The sequence below is a fragment of the Ruminococcus sp. RTP21358st1_G6_RTP21358_211008 genome (assembly GCF_040908885.1).
Lineage (GTDB): Bacteria > Bacillota > Clostridia > Lachnospirales > Lachnospiraceae > Blautia_A > Blautia_A faecis.
The window spans coordinates 1-15,748 of record NZ_JBDGDM010000075.1 but is presented as its reverse complement, the minus strand read 5'-3'; the positions used below and the strand labels follow the sequence as shown (position 1 = coordinate 15,748).

General features: G+C 43.8%; 13 protein-coding genes and 1 pseudogene. 6 read left to right on the top strand and 8 right to left on the bottom strand.

Annotated features, from left to right (window positions below; translation table 11 throughout):
• Positions 1-109: 109 nt before the first annotated feature.
• The 3 genes from AB5Z12_RS19660 to AB5Z12_RS19650 form a co-directional block, all read right to left on the bottom strand.
• Entirely contained in the window at positions 110-2,176 is a 2,067-nt protein-coding gene (locus tag AB5Z12_RS19660) for a hypothetical protein (protein WP_368357502.1), read from the bottom strand.
• A gap of 25 nt (positions 2,177-2,201) precedes the next feature.
• Positions 2,202-2,576 carry a response regulator gene (locus AB5Z12_RS19655; RefSeq protein ID WP_173771983.1) on the bottom strand — a complete coding sequence of 125 codons (375 nt, stop codon included), beginning with the start codon at positions 2,574-2,576 and terminating at the stop codon, positions 2,202-2,204.
• 327 nt (positions 2,577-2,903) lie between these two features.
• On the bottom strand, positions 2,904-3,953 hold the full coding sequence (locus tag AB5Z12_RS19650; protein ID WP_368357503.1) for an XdhC family protein: 1,050 nt from the start codon (positions 3,951-3,953) through the stop codon (positions 2,904-2,906).
• Between the two features lie 319 nt (positions 3,954-4,272).
• On the opposite strand from AB5Z12_RS19650, the gene AB5Z12_RS19645 reads away from it, so the two are divergent.
• Positions 4,273-5,478, top strand: coding sequence for a cation:dicarboxylase symporter family transporter (locus tag AB5Z12_RS19645; RefSeq protein ID WP_368357504.1), 1,206 nt, complete (start codon positions 4,273-4,275; stop codon positions 5,476-5,478).
• Here AB5Z12_RS19645 and hydA read toward each other — a convergent pair.
• Positions 5,475-6,854: a dihydropyrimidinase gene (gene hydA / locus AB5Z12_RS19640; protein ID WP_173771980.1), complete on the bottom strand. Its 1,380-nt coding sequence runs from the start codon at positions 6,852-6,854 to the stop codon at positions 5,475-5,477. The two genes, AB5Z12_RS19645 and hydA, sit on opposite strands and share 4 nt — an antisense overlap.
• A gap of 544 nt (positions 6,855-7,398) precedes the next feature.
• Here hydA and AB5Z12_RS19635 point away from each other — a divergent pair.
• Positions 7,399-8,037: a transcriptional regulator gene (locus AB5Z12_RS19635; RefSeq protein WP_118583386.1), complete on the top strand. Its 639-nt coding sequence runs from the start codon at positions 7,399-7,401 to the stop codon at positions 8,035-8,037.
• A 213-nt stretch (positions 8,038-8,250) separates the two neighbouring features.
• Here AB5Z12_RS19635 and AB5Z12_RS19630 read toward each other — a convergent pair whose 3' ends face one another.
• From AB5Z12_RS19630 to AB5Z12_RS19620, 3 genes and pseudogenes are all read right to left on the bottom strand, one after another.
• Positions 8,251-8,442 (bottom strand): hypothetical protein, encoded by a 192-nt coding sequence (locus tag AB5Z12_RS19630; protein WP_118583384.1) that lies wholly within the window; start codon positions 8,440-8,442, stop codon positions 8,251-8,253.
• 4 nt (positions 8,443-8,446) lie between these two features.
• Positions 8,447-9,694 (bottom strand): DUF1015 domain-containing protein, encoded by a 1,248-nt coding sequence (locus AB5Z12_RS19625; protein ID WP_368357505.1) that lies wholly within the window; start codon positions 9,692-9,694, stop codon positions 8,447-8,449.
• A pseudogene (locus AB5Z12_RS19620) lies at positions 9,672-9,755 on the bottom strand (DUF6783 domain-containing protein); the annotation flags it as partial. The gene AB5Z12_RS19625 and the pseudogene AB5Z12_RS19620, both read right to left, overlap by 23 nt.
• Positions 9,756-9,993: 238 nt before the next feature.
• Between AB5Z12_RS19620 and dpaL the strand changes: the two are divergent.
• From dpaL to arcC, 4 genes are all read left to right on the top strand, one after another.
• Positions 9,994-11,223 (top strand): diaminopropionate ammonia-lyase, encoded by a 1,230-nt coding sequence (dpaL, locus tag AB5Z12_RS19615; RefSeq protein WP_368357506.1) that lies wholly within the window; start codon positions 9,994-9,996, stop codon positions 11,221-11,223.
• A gap of 49 nt (positions 11,224-11,272) precedes the next feature.
• Complete coding sequence (locus AB5Z12_RS19610; RefSeq protein ID WP_368357507.1) at positions 11,273-12,583, top strand: YgeY family selenium metabolism-linked hydrolase; 1,311 nt, start codon at positions 11,273-11,275, stop codon at positions 12,581-12,583.
• A 256-nt stretch (positions 12,584-12,839) separates the two neighbouring features.
• Positions 12,840-14,033 (top strand): knotted carbamoyltransferase YgeW, encoded by a 1,194-nt coding sequence (gene ygeW / locus AB5Z12_RS19605; protein WP_118583376.1) that lies wholly within the window; start codon positions 12,840-12,842, stop codon positions 14,031-14,033.
• Positions 14,034-14,307: 274 nt separating this feature from the next.
• Entirely contained in the window at positions 14,308-15,255 is a 948-nt protein-coding gene (gene arcC / locus AB5Z12_RS19600; protein WP_368357508.1) for a carbamate kinase, read from the top strand.
• A gap of 120 nt (positions 15,256-15,375) precedes the next feature.
• On the opposite strand, the gene AB5Z12_RS19595 is transcribed toward arcC, so the two are convergent.
• Entirely contained in the window at positions 15,376-15,663 is a 288-nt protein-coding gene (locus AB5Z12_RS19595; RefSeq protein WP_148463361.1) for a BMC domain-containing protein, read from the bottom strand.
• Positions 15,664-15,748 lie beyond the last annotated feature (85 nt).

Sequence of the window (15,748 nt, the reverse complement as noted above, 5' to 3'; positions counted from 1 at the left end):
CCTGCCTATATTTTAACACAATGAAAGGAACCTGCGAACAGATTCCTTTCCATTTTTTTCTTAAGTTTATGATGTTGGGCTCAACTGGTGGTTGTTTATCAGACCTCCTTCAGATTCCCAGAACAGCAGATATCTTAATCTCCTTTTCTGTTTCACTGAGATCAAAGTCACCGCCATCTTCCACAGTCATGTGTACCTCATACAGTACATCTTCGGATAATGTATCCGGTGTTTCACCATCTTCTGTCTGGATATGCCATTTCTCTGCCGGAACTTCTTTCAAGGTACCATCTGTGCCGTATGCATACAGCTTCAGAGAACCTGTTTCCCCAGAGATTCCTTTCATACGTATTGCAACGGTTGTATTCGGATGTACGTTCTCAATTGTGATCGTATTCAGCCATCCTTCCACATCTCCCAGACCACCATCTGCCGCAAATTTCTCCTGGCTTAACACATTGCGCATCGCCTGATCCAGATCAACCCTACGATAAGGCATTTCCGGCAGATAAACGAATCTGTCCTGAAGTCTCAGAAGTTCCAGATAACCGGTAGGACAGTAAAGTGAATTTCCGCTGTTTCCGGCATACATTCCGATAGCCATGTTGTTGTACATAGGCTTGCTGGCAACATCCATGGAAAAAACAGTTTCACCGGTCTCAAAATCAAGTATAATATACTGCCACATACCGGTTTCCAGATTCTGTACATATCCGTAGATATATCCGGTTGCCGTAGATAATTTCATCATGGAAGTATCTGACAGATCACTTCTGCACCAGATACTCTTCATTTCGTATCCATCCTCAGTCTTAATCGTATCTACGCGTTCCACACCCGGCGTGATCATTTTATTTCCCTGTTTCAACCAATTTTCATCATAAATATTGGTATAACTCTGAATAGAAGAATCACTGTCCTCTTTTCCCAGGTTGGCACTTCCTGCACCAAACCAGTTACATACGATGGTACTTACGGTTCCTGCACCGTTATCATATACGATCGCAGAATTTTCAACAGCTACCTGGCTGCCCTCCGGAAGTTCATCGATCACAGGGAGATTTGCGACAACTTCTCCTGTTTTCATATCCAGGGCAAGAAGATTTACGGTCTCCTGATTATCGGTAAACATCACCAGATCTTTTGTAAGGGATGGAGAGCATCCGCTGCCCCAGGCAAGACCTCCGCCAGTTGTTTCATCCCCTTCTTTGCTTTCTTTCGCGCCAGCACTCTCGTAAGGAGTTTCCCAGATTTTCTTCACCCCATTGTCCGCCTGCAGCAGATAACAGTTCTGATTCGTCAGGATCACTGCTCCATCCTTGGATGCTGCAATTCCATTCTCTGCACCCTCTCCCGGAGCCAGCTCATATACGAAGACGGCATCTGACAGATCAGTTTCCTCTCCATTTAAAATGGCATCAATAGCTGTACGGGAAATATAGCCCATAGCACCCTGCTGTTTCCTGTCAGGGTAAATGCGGAATCCTCCGGTTGCAAACCAGAGATTTCCTTCATAGTCAAACACTACCGCAAGAAGATTCTGATCCAGTGTTTTTCCAAGTGCTGCCTCTGCCGCTGCTTTAATATCAATATCCAGCACTTTCTCAAATTCCGGAAGTACGTTTCCGTCTTCATCTGTTGCCTTCAGCATCAGCACATGGTTATTATTGGTCGGACACACCAGACGGTTACTCTCATCTACAAAGGAATAGGAGCTCTGGATCAGATATTCTCCATTGTCATGCTGTTTTGGAGAAAAATATCCCAGTGTCTGTGTTTCCTCTGCATTGATATCACGAATTGCCAGTCCACCAAGCAACGGAACCACTGCATGTCCATAAGAATCGAAAAAGATAGCAGGAGACGCATTTGCATTGGTTTTTTCATAAGAAACATTAATTTCTGAATAAATGCCTACCGGTAATACCTCGTCTGTGGAATCTGTATTGTAGCAGTCATGATGAATATTGGAATCACTTGCTGCCATATAAGGATTCTCGTCAATAACCTTCTGTGTAAGTGTCTTTATGGGCAGTTCTGATGTCTGACCTGTATTTTCCTCTGTCTGTATTTCTTCTGCCTGTGTTTCCTCTGCACGTACCATATTTATTGATGGTTCAGATGTTGCAGCAGCTATAAAAGTAATCATTGCAAGAATTAAAGCTCTTTTCTTCATATTGTTTTCCTCCAAAGTGTTTTTGTCATATTACATTGCTGCGTTCAAACCAAATGGAAAGTCCTTCTTTTATTTTTTGCTCTTCCACAGGTTTCATAAAAAAATATTCTATCCGCATCCTGAACGCATGAAGCGAAAAATCAAGATCACTGCACCAGATGATCCCACATTTGGGATATAAGGAACGAAGATGTTCTGCAGCATTCAGCCCGGACACACCAGGTAATGCAAGAAGCACCACTGCAGGTACTGTTTTTCGTGTCCACTCAAAAAATTGTTCCTGATCCTGATAAATTTCAATCAATGGAAAAACTTTCTTTTCTGTACAGTAATTCCTGATATATTCCGAACATTTCTGTCCTTCCTGTTTCTGATCAGTCAATATAGCAATACAATACACGACATCCCTCCTTTTCCATCTGATGTCTCCCATTTGTTATTCTCATTATAAAAAAGTCGAAAATTATTTCAATAATTCTGTCACGAAACGACAGAAAATGACACGAATTGTAAATCTATGGTATTTAGATAATTTTAAGTTTGGGGAATTGTCTGTCGGAGCGGACAGGGATTAATTTCTTTTTTTAGCAGTGGCATCACATCTATATTTTATATACTCAAAGAAAACAGACTGATCCACATATCTTCTGTAGAAGCCAGCCTGTTTTCTTATTGTTTTACAATGTGATCTTGTACGTGTTACCGGAATATTTTCCCATTCCATAACTTATACCCGCTCAAATACCACCGTCACCTGCCCGCCGCAGATCATTCCAAGACTGTCCTGGCCGTCTGCTGTTAAGGCATAGTGTTTTACTTCTTTTTCTTTTACTTCTTTACAATGATTGATGGCTTCGTACTCTACTTTGCCGCCGCCAATGCTGCCTGTAATGTGTCCGGACGGTTCTACGAACATTTTGCTTCCTACTCCTCTTGGAGAAGAGCCGGATTTCTCTGCGATGGTGACCATGACACCATGACGACCTTCCAGAACTGCTGTCTCTACTTTTTCATCACAGTAGGCGGAATAATGCTGATTTTTTACCTTAATGATTTCTGCCATAATGCTCACTGCAATTTCCTCCGGAAGCTGCCCGCCAAGAGGAATTCCAATCGGTGCATGGACTTCGTCCAATTGCTCCAGAGTGTAACCTTCTTTTAGAAGATTTTCCCTGGTGATCCGTACTTTGTTTTTGCTGCCGATCATGCCAAGATATTCGTAGGGACGATGGAGAAGCCTGCGAAGGCAGTCTGCATCACCAATGTGGCCTCTGGTAAGAATTACATAATAGGCATTGTCATAAGGAGCAATATATTTGTCCAGTTCTTTGAAATCACCATAGATCAGCTGGTCTGCTTCCGGGAATCGCTCCTTTGTCACGAAATCTTCTCTGTCATCCATGATCGTTACATGAAAGCCAAGCATTTTTCCCAGATAGGCAGTTGGCTGTGATACGTGACCGCCGCCAAAGATCACAAGCCGCGGGTTCTTGCGGTAATCTTCTACGAAAAGCCGGTGACCGTCTGCTTCTGTTACTTTTGTCTCTTTCGTCTCACTCAGAATATTCAGATAATTATCCCATATGGAAGCATCTTCCATTTTCTCGGGGATCAGCTGTACACCTGATTTTTTTTCAGCAGCTTCATCACAGTTTTCTTCTCTAATAACCGTTTCCGGTTTCAAAATGCACTTCTTTCCCATATATGGTCCATCCAGAAAAATTCCAGTTTTTGCCCTGCCTTTTTCATCAAGAATCTGATAAATTTTATTATACATGATTTTCCACTCCATCCTGTCATAATCAACTCCCCATCCCTTCCTGCCATCATTACCGGGCATTCTTTAATCAATCCCTTTTATTGTTACTGTTCACTCCGTGACCAGTAACACGCTTCGCGATGCACAGAAATCATGCATTCGCATGATTTCGCGCTGAGATTCTCGGGTTTTCTGTGAACTTTGTTCACAAAAAACACCTCGCGGAATGTTACCAGTGAACAGTAACCTTTTATTAGCAAGAGGATGATGCAGCGGTTAAAATTTCATTGCACCTTTCATTCCTATATATTATAATACATCCGGAGGAATTTTCACAATGAAGAAAAAAAGAATTATGGCCAGTTTTCCCATTCGGATTCTGGCAGTCAGTATACCCGGCCTCCTTACAGGCCTGTTTTTAAATGCCACAAGAACTATGGGGCTGACCTCCGGGGCTTTGAATCTGGTGGTTACAGCCCGTTATGTGCTAAGTCAGATAATCACCTTTCTGGCACCGCTGATCATTATCGGTCTTGTGGCATCTTCCATTATTTCCGTAAAAAAAGCTCCCACACCAGCCACCGCGCCAGTTGTCCGGATCACTTATTTTTCCATGCTTGGAGCCGCAGCTTTCGCATCCGTTCTTGGATATCTGATCATTCCAAGACTTCCGGTATCCACAGACAGTTTATCTTTCCGCTTCCTGCCGGATACCTTGTTTGAGCTTCCCATTCCAGCACCGGTTTCTGCACTGAGCGCGTTAGTACTTGCTATTTTGCTTGCCCTTGGTGCCTGCTGGACCAATGCAGTGCGAACCAAAGAGCTTTTGCAGGAGTTTCGGGGAATTACCCTTTCCCTGATGTCCAGAATTCTTCTTCCACTGTTACCTGCTTATATCGGGCTTTCTCTTTGTACACTGGCTTATCAGGGATATTTCATCAAGTATCTGCCACTGTTGCTTCTGGCACTTATTATTATAATTCCGGCTTATATGGTCTGGGTGTTGGTTCTGTATCATATTGCAGGATCTTATGCCGGAGAAAAGGCATGGGGAATTCTGAAAAATTATATACCGGTCTGTAAAATGGCTTTAAGAACCCATTCTTCCACAGCTGTGGAAAAATATTCACAGAAAGCAGCTGACAAATGTGTGCCGCTTGATTCCGAGCTTATCAAAGAGGCAATTCCTCTTTTTACCCAGATTCATCACTGTGGTTCTGTGCTTGCAGAGGTATTCTTCGCTATGATGATCTCCCGTATTCTGTACGGCTCTGTTCCTGCACCGGGAACTATGTTGATCTTCAGTATTTTGCTTGCCACCTGTTCCATTGGTACACCCGGGCTTCCATGGGGAACCGTAATGGTATCCCTGGGAACCCTGACCGGAATCCTGAAATTCGGAGATTCCGGTATGGCGCTGATGTTCGCTGTTTTTGCACTGAATGATGCTTTTGCAGCAGCATGTAATGCCACATGTGACGGAGCCGCTGCACTGTTTCTGACAGGATATGTAAAAAGACATGATTTTTCAAACAGGCTCTAGGCCAGCGGCTGTCTCAGCCCTCTCTTAATATAAGCTCCAAGTTTCTCCTGCACCAGTTTTCCTTCATCCACAGCAAGGTTTCCGCGAAGGAATACTTTATCAATATCTCCATGGACTTCAAAACCCTCATAGGGGTTGTTATCTGTATTATAGGCATGTGTTTTCGCAGAGATCACGTTCTCTTTTTCCGGATCAAATACTACAATGTCTGCGTCGCTGCCTTCGGCGATAGCTCCTTTGTTTGGATATACACCGTACAACTTAGCTGGATTTTCACACAGAAGCTGGCACATTTTCTCTACTGTAATTTTTCCGGTGCGCACGCCGTAAGTGTAGAGAAGAGTTCCCCTTGTCTGAACTCCCGGCAGGCCGCCTGGAATCTTGGTAAAATCCGCTTTTCCCATTGCTTTCTGGGCAAGGGTAAAGCTGCACTGGTCCGTAGCTACTGTCTGGATATCTCCATCCGCCAGAGCTTTCCACAGGCAGTCCTGATCCTCTTTCTTGCGGATTGGCGGAGCGCACACATATTTGGCACCTTCGAAATCAGGTTTGGAATAAACGCTGTCGTCCAGAAGAAGATACTGAGGACAGGTCTCTGCAAATACGGTCTGACCATTTTCCCGGGCACGGACGATTTCTTCGTATGCCTTGCGGTTGGTCAAATGTACCACCATGACCGGAGCTCCTGCTTCCTTCGCAATTACAAGAAGACGGTGTACTGCCTCGGCCTCCATAGTATCCGGACGTACAAGAGGATGATTCTCCGGACCCAGTTTTCCCTGTGCTTTCGCTTCCTGGATCAGTGCGTCGATCACGCCTGCATTTTCACAATGTACGCCTGCGAAACAGCCTTTTTCATTTAAGGCCTTTATGATCTTATAAAGATCCTCGTCGTCTACGATCATTGCCGGGTAAGTCATATATAGCTTGAAGCTGGTAATGCCCTCATTGATCATGTCCTGAATTTCTTTCTTTGTCTCCTCATTCCATTCTACAATGGACATGTGAAAAGAATAGTCACAGGAGCATTTGCCATCAGCCTTTTTGTGCCACTTCTCAAGACCCTCTTTCAGGGTATGACCTCCTTTATCCTGTGAAGCAAAATCAATGACCAGAGTGGTTCCTCCAAGGATTGCCGCTCTTGTTCCTGTCTCGAAATCATCTGCTGTTACAGTACCAGCAACCTCCAGGTCAAAATGGGTATGTCCGTCAATAAATCCCGGGAAAAGAAGCTTGCCGGATACATCCACCACTTTGGCATCTGGCTGTGAAAGATCCTCTCCTACTTTTATGATCTTTTCGCCTTCCACCAACACATCCTGTTTCCTTGTGCCTGCACCTGATATTACGGTTCCGTTTTTCAAAAGATATTTCATACAACAGATCCTCCCTTCACATTTCTATGGTTATCTGCAATTTCCAAACCAGTCCTGTATTTATTTTTCTTCCACATTGACTTGCATTTATACAAAATAACCAATTTTATTTACCTTATATCTTATTTTAATGTAAATATACCACATGTAATTTCCATCTTCAACAAAATAAATACGAATTTTTTTAAGCCTTCAATAATTTTTTTGTAAAATTGTCTTTTTATTTTTTTTCTGACATGTTATTATAAAAGAAACAAGTCATTCGTTACTATCTGCAATATACGAATACAGGTTACTGTTCACTACGTTCACAGCAACCCGCTTCGCGATGCACAGAAATCATGCCTTGCATGATTTCGCGCCGACATTCTCGGGTTTTCTGTGAACTCTGTTCACAAAAAACACCTCGCGGAACGCTCCCAGTGAACAGTAATAAATACAGACAGGATGCCCGGATTCTATGCGGAGATTTCAGGCATCGACCCATGGCAGGATTTTCCTGCTCTTAATAAAAAAATCAAATCCAAAACAGGAGGGAACAAATATGGGAAGATTAACTGTCTTAGAGCAGATTGCGCAGGATATCGCAGCAGAATTCGGGAACGACTGCGAGGTCGTCATCCATGATCTGAAGACAAAAGAACCGGAACATTCCATTATCTATATAGTAAACGGACACGTAACCGGACGAAATGTAGGTGACGGTCCATCGGACGCAGTTTTCGACGGCATCCGCCAGAAAGGACGGGGAAGTGACTGTGCTCCAGCCGACCACAATGGTTACCTGATGAAAACAGCAGACGGCAAGATTTTGAAGTGCAGTACTTCATATATAAAGGACGATGACGGCAGCCTTCACTATGTATTCGGCATCAACTACGACATCACCAAGCTGACCCTGATCAACAGTGCCCTTGATGATCTGATCACCCCGAAGAACAAAGAAGAGAAGCCGAAGCAGATCACTCACAGTGTCAACGATCTTCTGGATCGTCTCATCGAAGAATCCGTGAAGCTTGTAGGCAAGCCGGTAGCTCTCATGAATAAAGAGGATAAGGTAACTGCGATCCAGTTTCTTAATGATTCCGGAGCTTTCCTTATTACAAAGTCCGGAGACAAAGTAGCGAATTATTTTGGAATCTCTAAATATACGCTTTATAGTTATATTGATGTAAATAAGTAATATTTTAGTTATTTCTTTTTATTTTATAACAAAAATAACATATTGAAAACATGTTATAAAAAAGCCATATAATACCGTCTCCTCATTACAGGATTTGGTTATTATATGGCTTATTTTATAAAACCAGTCAGAACACCCTCTGCCAGTTTTACCTGCTGTTCGTTAGAGCGTGTTTAAAAAGGCTTTCTGCAGTCTGCTGCCTGCAGGCTGCGGCTACTCTTCCTCGCTTCCCAACTGGTGCGCTTCTTTATAAATTTCACAGGCGCCCTGATTTACACATCTTTTATAGGCACAGTCCATAAAGGTAAGTATCCTTTTCCCATCTTTTTCTTCATATTCACAGCACACTGTCTGACTGCCGTTACAGGTTCTGCAAAAACCTGAGATAAATTCTTCTGTTTCCATTTTATCATCCTCTCAGCTTATGCACAAAGATCCCGCTTCGCAGCTTCGGCTCAAACCAGGTGGATTTCGGCGGCATCAGCTTACTCTCATCTGCAATCTGCATCAGATCTTCCATAGAAGTAGGATAAAGCGCAAACGCAACGCCTCTGGTCTCATCTGCCAGAGTCTGAAGTTCTCTTAACTTATGACTTCCGCCTACAAACTTAATACGCTTGTCAGTCCTTGGATCACCAATGCCAAGAACCGGACCTAAAACCACGTCCTGAAGAATCTGGGAATCCAGCTGACCAACCACATCTTTTCCCTCATAAAGCTCCGGTTTCGCTTTCAGAAGATACCAGAAACCATCCAGATACATACCAAAGCAATGCTTCTCCACTGGCTTTGCAGGAAAACCTGGAACAATCGTCATGTCGAAGTTCTCTTTAATTTTCTCAAGGACATCTTCCACTCTCTGCCCATTCAGGTCCCTCACCACACGGTTATATGCCAGAATGGTAAGCTGGTCATATGGAAAAACAACGGAAAGAAAATAGTTAAACTCTTCTTCCCCTGTATAATCCGGATTCTCCTGGCGTCGCTTCAGCCCCACTTTCACTGCAGAGGCAGCTCTGTGATGTCCGTCTGCAATATAAAGTGCAGGGATCTTCTCCATCTCATCCTGGATCTGGCTAATCGCCTCGTCCCCATCGATCACCCACACACGGTGTGTGATCTCGTCCTCTTCTGTAAAATCATAGGCGGCTTTGTGCTCTTTTTTCCACTGCTCAAGAAGAGCATTCAGCGCATCTGTATAACGGCAGGCAAGATAAATGGGTCCTGTGTTAGCATCACATACATCCACATGATTGATTCGGTCCAGCTCTTTATTTGATCGGGTAAGTTCATGCTTTTTCACCACATTATTCAGATAATCATCAATAGAAGCGCAGCCTGCAATTCCAGTCTGAACCTTCCCCTTGCGTACCAGTTCATATATGTAGTAGCATGACTTATGGTCCTGAACCAGAACGCCAGTCTCCTCCATCTTATGCAGGTTCTCTTTCGCTTTCTGATAAACCTTCGCATCATAAAGGTCCGTCTCTGCCGGCAGATCCATCTCTGCTCTGTCTACATGGAGAAAAGAATCCGGATTCTCTTTCCCAATGGCTGCTGCCTCTTCTCTATTCACTACATCATATGGAAGGGCAGCTACTGCTGCTGCCTTTCCCTCTGTAGGTCTAAGTGCTTTAAATGCACGAAATACTGCCATAAAATCTTGCTCCTTTCCCGTAGCGTGTTTGAAAAATCATTCCAGCAATCTGCACGCTCCATACATCCGGTTCAAAAGTATTTTCATTATTTTTCTTCGGCTTTTTTCAAATGCCATACCCTATATTTTACCACAATCAGAATGCTCTTGCAATTAGACTAAATATTTTTTGAGAAAGCTAAATTTTTTTGTATTTTTCTATTGCAAATTGATTTATTTATGTTATTATACTTATAAGGAAAACAAAAATGTAGTTAAGATGTACTCTAATAACTAAAACCACGAAGGAGGTTTTCACCATGACAGACGGACTGAAATGGACGGTCAATCATGTTCCGGGATCTGATGATAAATTCCTGGACCTAATGTCCGAAGAAAACGTAACCAAAGCAAATGAATTCCACAAAAGTTTCCCCCAGTACTCCGTAACACCACTGCAGAAGCTTTCCGCTCTTGCTTCCTATCTTGGAGTAAAGGGCATCTACTGCAAAGATGAATCCTATCGTTTCGGATTAAACGCCTTTAAGGTTCTTGGAGGCTCTTATGCAATGGGACGTTACATAGCGAAGGAACTCGGTCGCGATATCAGCCAGCTTCCTTACAATGTTCTCTCTTCTGATAAATTAAGAGAAGAATTCGGACAGGCTACTTTCTTCACTGCTACAGATGGAAACCACGGCCGCGGCGTTGCATGGGCTGCTAAACGCCTTGGACAAAAAGCCGTAGTCAGAATGCCTAAAGGAACCACTAAGACACGTTTTGACAACATCGCCAAGGAAGGCGCCGAAGTAACCATCGAAGAAGTAAATTATGATGACTGCGTAAGAATGGCTGCCGCAGAAGCAGCTAAGACAGAACATGGCATCATCGTTCAGGATACTGCATGGGCCGGCTATGAGGAGATTCCATCCTGGATCATGCAGGGATACGGCACTCTGGTACTGGAAGCAGATAAACAGCTGAAGAAGAACGGCGTTGACCGCCCGACACACGTATTTGTACAGGCAGGTGTTGGTTCTCTGGCAGGTGCAGTTGTAGGATATTTTGCCCACAAATATAAAGAAAATCCTCCGGTAATGGTTGTCTGCGAAGCAAGTGCTGCCGACTGCCTCTATCGCTCTGCTGTTCAGGCCGACGGCAATCTGGTAAATGTAACCGGTGATCTTCAGACCATTATGGCAGGTCTTGCATGCGGCGAGGGAAATACCATCGGATGGGACATCCTGAAGAATCATGTAACCGTCTTCGCATCCTGCCCAGACTGGATGAGTGCCAAGGCAACACGTATTTATGCCAATCCTCTTGAAAACGATCCACACATCATATCTGGTGAATCCGGTTCTGTTCCGCTGGGGCTTGCATATACAGCGCTTCATGACGAAGATGCCAAAGATCTGAAAGAGGCCCTGAAGCTGGATGAGAATTCCAACATTCTGGTAATCTCCACAGAAGGTGATACAGATCCTGTTCGTTACCGTGAGATCGTATGGGATGGCTTATACGGAACAAACGAATCATTAAGCAAATAATTTTTATAACAATATGATACTTTTTTACAAAAAACGGAGGTAAAAAGTTATGGATTATAACAAAATCAAAGAAGCTGCACAGAATTATGAAGCAGATATGACCAAATTTCTTCGTGAACTGGTTCATTTTCCAGGCGAGAGCTGCGGCGAAAAAGATCATGTAATGCGTATTAAAGAAGAGATGGAGAAGCTTGGTTTTGATAAAGTCGTAGTGGATCCTATGGGAAATATTCTTGGTTACATGGGAACCGGAAGCACTCTGATTGGCTTTGATGCACATATTGATACTGTTGGTATCGGAAACAGAGACAACTGGGAATTTGATCCATACGAAGGTTTCGAAACTGAGACAGAGATCGGCGGACGTGGAACTTCTGATCAGATGGGTGGTATCGTATCTGCTGTTTACGGTGCTAAGATCATGAAAGATCTTGGTCTTCTTAATGACAAATATCAGGTTGTTGTTACAGGAACTGTTCAGGAAGAGGACTGCGATGGTCTTTGCTGGCAGTACATCATCAACGAAGATAAGGTTCGTCCGGAATTTGTTGTTTCCACAGAGCCTACAGATGGCGGCATCTATCGTGGACAGCGCGGACGTATGGAGATCCGTATTGATGTAAAAGGTGTTTCCTGCCATGGTTCCGCTCCTGAGCGTGGCGACAACGCGATCTATAAGATGGCTGACATCCTTCAGGATGTTCGTGCATTAAATGAAAATGATGCTGCAGATGAGACCGAGATCAAAGGTCTTGTAAAAATGCTGGATAAAAAATATAACCCGGAATGGGAAGAAGCAAACTTCCTTGGAAGAGGTACGGTTACTACTTCTGAGATTTTCTTCACATCCCCAAGCCGTTGTGCAGTTGCCGACTCCTGTGCCGTTTCCCTTGACCGTCGTATGACAGCAGGTGAGACCTGGGAGAGCTGCCTGGATGAGATCCGCGCACTTCCATCTGTCAAAAAGTACGGTGACGATGTTAAGGTTTCCATGTATGAGTACTCTCGTCCATCCTGGACAGAGCTGGTATATCCAATCGAGTGCTATTTCCCAACATGGGTAATCCCGAAGGATCACAAGGTTACTTCTGCTCTTGAAGAAGCTTACCACAATCTGTATGGCACAGAGCGTATGGGCAATGCTGAGACAGAAGCTATGAGAAAAGCCCGTCCTCTTACCGACAAGTGGACATTCTCTACCAACGGTGTTTCCATTATGGGACGTAACGGAATCCCATGTATCGGATTTGGACCTGGCGCAGAGGCACAGGCTCACGCTCCAAACGAGAAAACATGGAAAGATGATCTGGTAAGATGTGCAGCTGTTTACGCAGCGCTTCCTACTGCTTACTGTAAATAATCCGGAAATATCTGTTTATCAGAACTACAGAAACTGTAAACGTTCCGCAAGCTGCACACCCTTGGAGCAGACAGCTGTTACAATGTGTCTGCTCCATACCTCCACTTTACACATAGTACTTTTAACAAATAACCAGCACAGCGAAAATTAAGTATCTGCGATATTGACGCAATATTGAAAAATCATACAAATCAATATGACAGTTTCTTAATATTCTCTGTACCTGATAAATTTTAATTATATAAGGAGAAAATTCATGAAAACATTACAGGATTACATCGACAAGCTTAACAGCCTTAACTTCAAAGAAATGTACAACAACGACTTCTTCTGGACATGGGATAAAACAGACGAGGAACTGGAGGCTGTTTTCACAGTTGCTGACGCCCTCCGCTTCATGAGAGAGCACAATATCTCCACGAAGGTATTCGAGAGTGGTCTGGGAATCTCCATTTTCCGTGACAACTCCACACGTACCCGTTTCTCCTTCGCTTCTGCCTGCAACCTTCTTGGACTTGAGGTACAGGATCTGGACGAGAAGAAATCCCAGATTGCACACGGTGAAACCGTTCGTGAGACAGCCAACATGGTATCCTTCATGGCTGATGTAATCGGTATCCGTGATGATATGTATATCGGTAAGGGACATACTTATCAGAAAGATTTTATGGATGCTGTAACAGAAGGAAATAAAGATGGTATTCTTGAGCAGAGACCTACTCTTGTAAACCTTCAGTGTGACGTTGACCATCCAACCCAGTGTATGGCAGATATGCTTCACATCATCCACGAATTCGGCGGTGTCGAGAATCTGAAAGGCAAAAAGCTTGCTATGACATGGGCTTACTCTCCTTCCTATGGTAAACCACTCTCCGTTCCACAGGGTGTCATCGGACTTATGACACGTTTCGGTATGGACGTTGTTCTGGCGCATCCGGAAGGATACGATGTAATGCCAGAGGTTGAGGAAATTGCCAAGAAAAATGCTGAGAAGTCCGGCGGTTCTTTCACAAAGACAAACAGCATGGAAGAAGCATTCAAAGATGCCGATATCGTTTATCCAAAGAGCTGGGCTCCATTTGCAGCAATGGAAAAACGTACCAACCTCTATGGTGAAGGCGACTTCGACGGAATCGATAAACTGGAAAAAGAGCTTCTTGCTCAGAATGCAGAGCACAAAGACTGGGCTTGCACAGAAGAACTTATGAAGACTACCAAGGACGGCAAAGCGCTTTACCTGCACTGTCTGCCAGCTGATATTACAGGCGTAAGCTGTGAGACCGGTGAGGTTGATGCAAGCGTATTTGACCGTTACCGTATCCCGCTTTATAAAGAAGCAAGCTTCAAACCATATGTAATTGCAGCAATGATCATGCTCTCCAAATTTGAAAACCCACAGGATATCCTGAAGAAACTGGAAGTAAAGGCTGCTCCGAGAATTATGGAATAATGCTTTTCAGGGGGCTGTAGGAATACAGCCCTTTTTTGTTCTCATTTTTGATGGTATTTCTTATATTATATATGTTTTTCGTATAATAAATTGTTATATTGCATATTTTTAATGATATAATTTATGAAGGTGAACTATTCAAAACCAGAGCATATTTGAAAAGTGCTTTCCGTAAAATGTGCGTCTCAATTTGTGGGAGTTTTTGCTCTGTTTACTTATAATACTTTAAATCGTTTTTATTACTTTCATAAATTCTTTCTCTAGGGAGGTTTCTATGATATATAAAAGAAAACGTATCGTGGTTGCCCTTGGCGGCAACGCACTTGGAAATACACTTCCAGAACAGATGATAGCAGTAAAATCTACTGCAAAGGCGCTCTGCGACCTTATTGAGGAAGGTCACCAGGTAGTTGTGGTTCACGGAAACGGACCACAGGTAGGTATGATCAACAACGCTATGACTGCGCTTACCCACGAAGATCAGGCACAGCCAAACACTCCACTCTCTGTCTGTGTAGCTATGAGCCAGGCTTACATTGGCTATGACCTTCAGAACGCACTCCGTGAAGAGCTTCGCAAGCGTGGCTTCATGCGTACACCGGTTGTCACCGTTGTCACACAGGTTCGTGTCGATCCTGAGGATCCTGCATTTGAAAATCCAAGCAAACCAATTGGTAAATTCCTTACCAAGGAAGAAGCTGATTTCCAGGCGAAAGCCTACGGGCATGTTATGAAAGAAGATGCAGGCCGCGGCTACCGCCGTGTGGTTGCTTCTCCCAAGCCAGTGGAAATCGTAGAGCAGGATGCCATCAACAGCCTTGTAGATGCCAACAAGATCGTTATCTGCTGTGGCGGCGGGGGAATCCCGGTCACCTTAGAAGGTCACCATCTAAAAGGTGCTTCTGCTGTCATTGACAAAGATTTCGCAAGCTGTCTGCTTGCAAAGCAGCTGGATGCAGATATGCTGATCATTCTGACGGCTGTGGAAAAGGTTGCCGTTAATTTCGGCAAAGAAAATGAGAAGTGGCTGGACGAGCTTACCGTTTCCCAGGCAAGAAAATACATTGAAGAAGGTCAATTTGCCGCTGGATCTATGCTGCCGAAGGTTCAGGCCTGCGTAGACTTTGCAAGCTCCGGCACCGGCCGCACAGCTATGATCACGCTGTTGGAAAAGGCAAAAGATGGTATTATGGGAAAGACAGGGACACAGATTCATTTGTAAGAAGTGGCTGGGACTGATAGAGTCACCAATAATAGAATTTGACCTCAAAGGTCACTTAGATTACTTAGCAGGGTATGGTTTACACCATACCCTTTTTATACGCCAGAGCGTGTTTGAAAATCATTTATGATGTTTCTCTTCCTCTTCTTCCACCAATCGCGATGTTTCTTCTGATGGTGCTGAAATCACGGCTGCTGCCACGATTTCACAAGGTGGATTCTCTTTCACAGCATCTACAGCGGCCTTCACTGCGGCTACATCACCGCTTAAAAATACAGTTGCATGGCCTCCGCACTTGGTATGCCAGGTACGGAATTCTACATCTGATGTTTTCAGCATCTGGTCAAGGACAACTACTGCATTGCAGCTTCCCAGAACCTCTACCAATCCTAATGCTCCATAAGACATCTTCTATCTCCTCCCTATATAGTCAAGTCTTTTTTCCTTGAAAATCAAAGATTTTTTAGTGTTTCATCAATAAATATCTCAGAAG

Bases quoted from the DNA above. Each gene is read 5' to 3' on its own strand.
- AB5Z12_RS19660 (WP_368357502.1), bottom strand. From the start codon at position 2,176: ATGAAGAAAAGAGCTTTAATTCTTGCAATGATTACTTTTATAGCTGCT.
- AB5Z12_RS19650 (WP_368357503.1), bottom strand. From the start codon at position 3,953: ATGTATAATAAAATTTATCAGATTCTTGATGAAAAAGGCAGGGCAAAA.
- AB5Z12_RS19645 (WP_368357504.1), top strand. From the start codon at position 4,273: ATGAAGAAAAAAAGAATTATGGCCAGTTTTCCCATTCGGATTCTGGCA.
- hydA (WP_173771980.1), bottom strand. From the start codon at position 6,854: ATGAAATATCTTTTGAAAAACGGAACCGTAATATCAGGTGCAGGCACA.
- AB5Z12_RS19635 (WP_118583386.1), top strand. From the start codon at position 7,399: ATGGGAAGATTAACTGTCTTAGAGCAGATTGCGCAGGATATCGCAGCA.
- AB5Z12_RS19630 (WP_118583384.1), bottom strand. From the start codon at position 8,442: ATGGAAACAGAAGAATTTATCTCAGGTTTTTGCAGAACCTGTAACGGC.
- AB5Z12_RS19625 (WP_368357505.1), bottom strand. From the start codon at position 9,694: ATGGCAGTATTTCGTGCATTTAAAGCACTTAGACCTACAGAGGGAAAG.
- dpaL (WP_368357506.1), top strand. From the start codon at position 9,994: ATGACAGACGGACTGAAATGGACGGTCAATCATGTTCCGGGATCTGAT.
- AB5Z12_RS19610 (WP_368357507.1), top strand. From the start codon at position 11,273: ATGGATTATAACAAAATCAAAGAAGCTGCACAGAATTATGAAGCAGAT.
- ygeW (WP_118583376.1), top strand. From the start codon at position 12,840: ATGAAAACATTACAGGATTACATCGACAAGCTTAACAGCCTTAACTTC.
- arcC (WP_368357508.1), top strand. From the start codon at position 14,308: ATGATATATAAAAGAAAACGTATCGTGGTTGCCCTTGGCGGCAACGCA.
- AB5Z12_RS19595 (WP_148463361.1), bottom strand. From the start codon at position 15,663: ATGTCTTATGGAGCATTAGGATTGGTAGAGGTTCTGGGAAGCTGCAAT.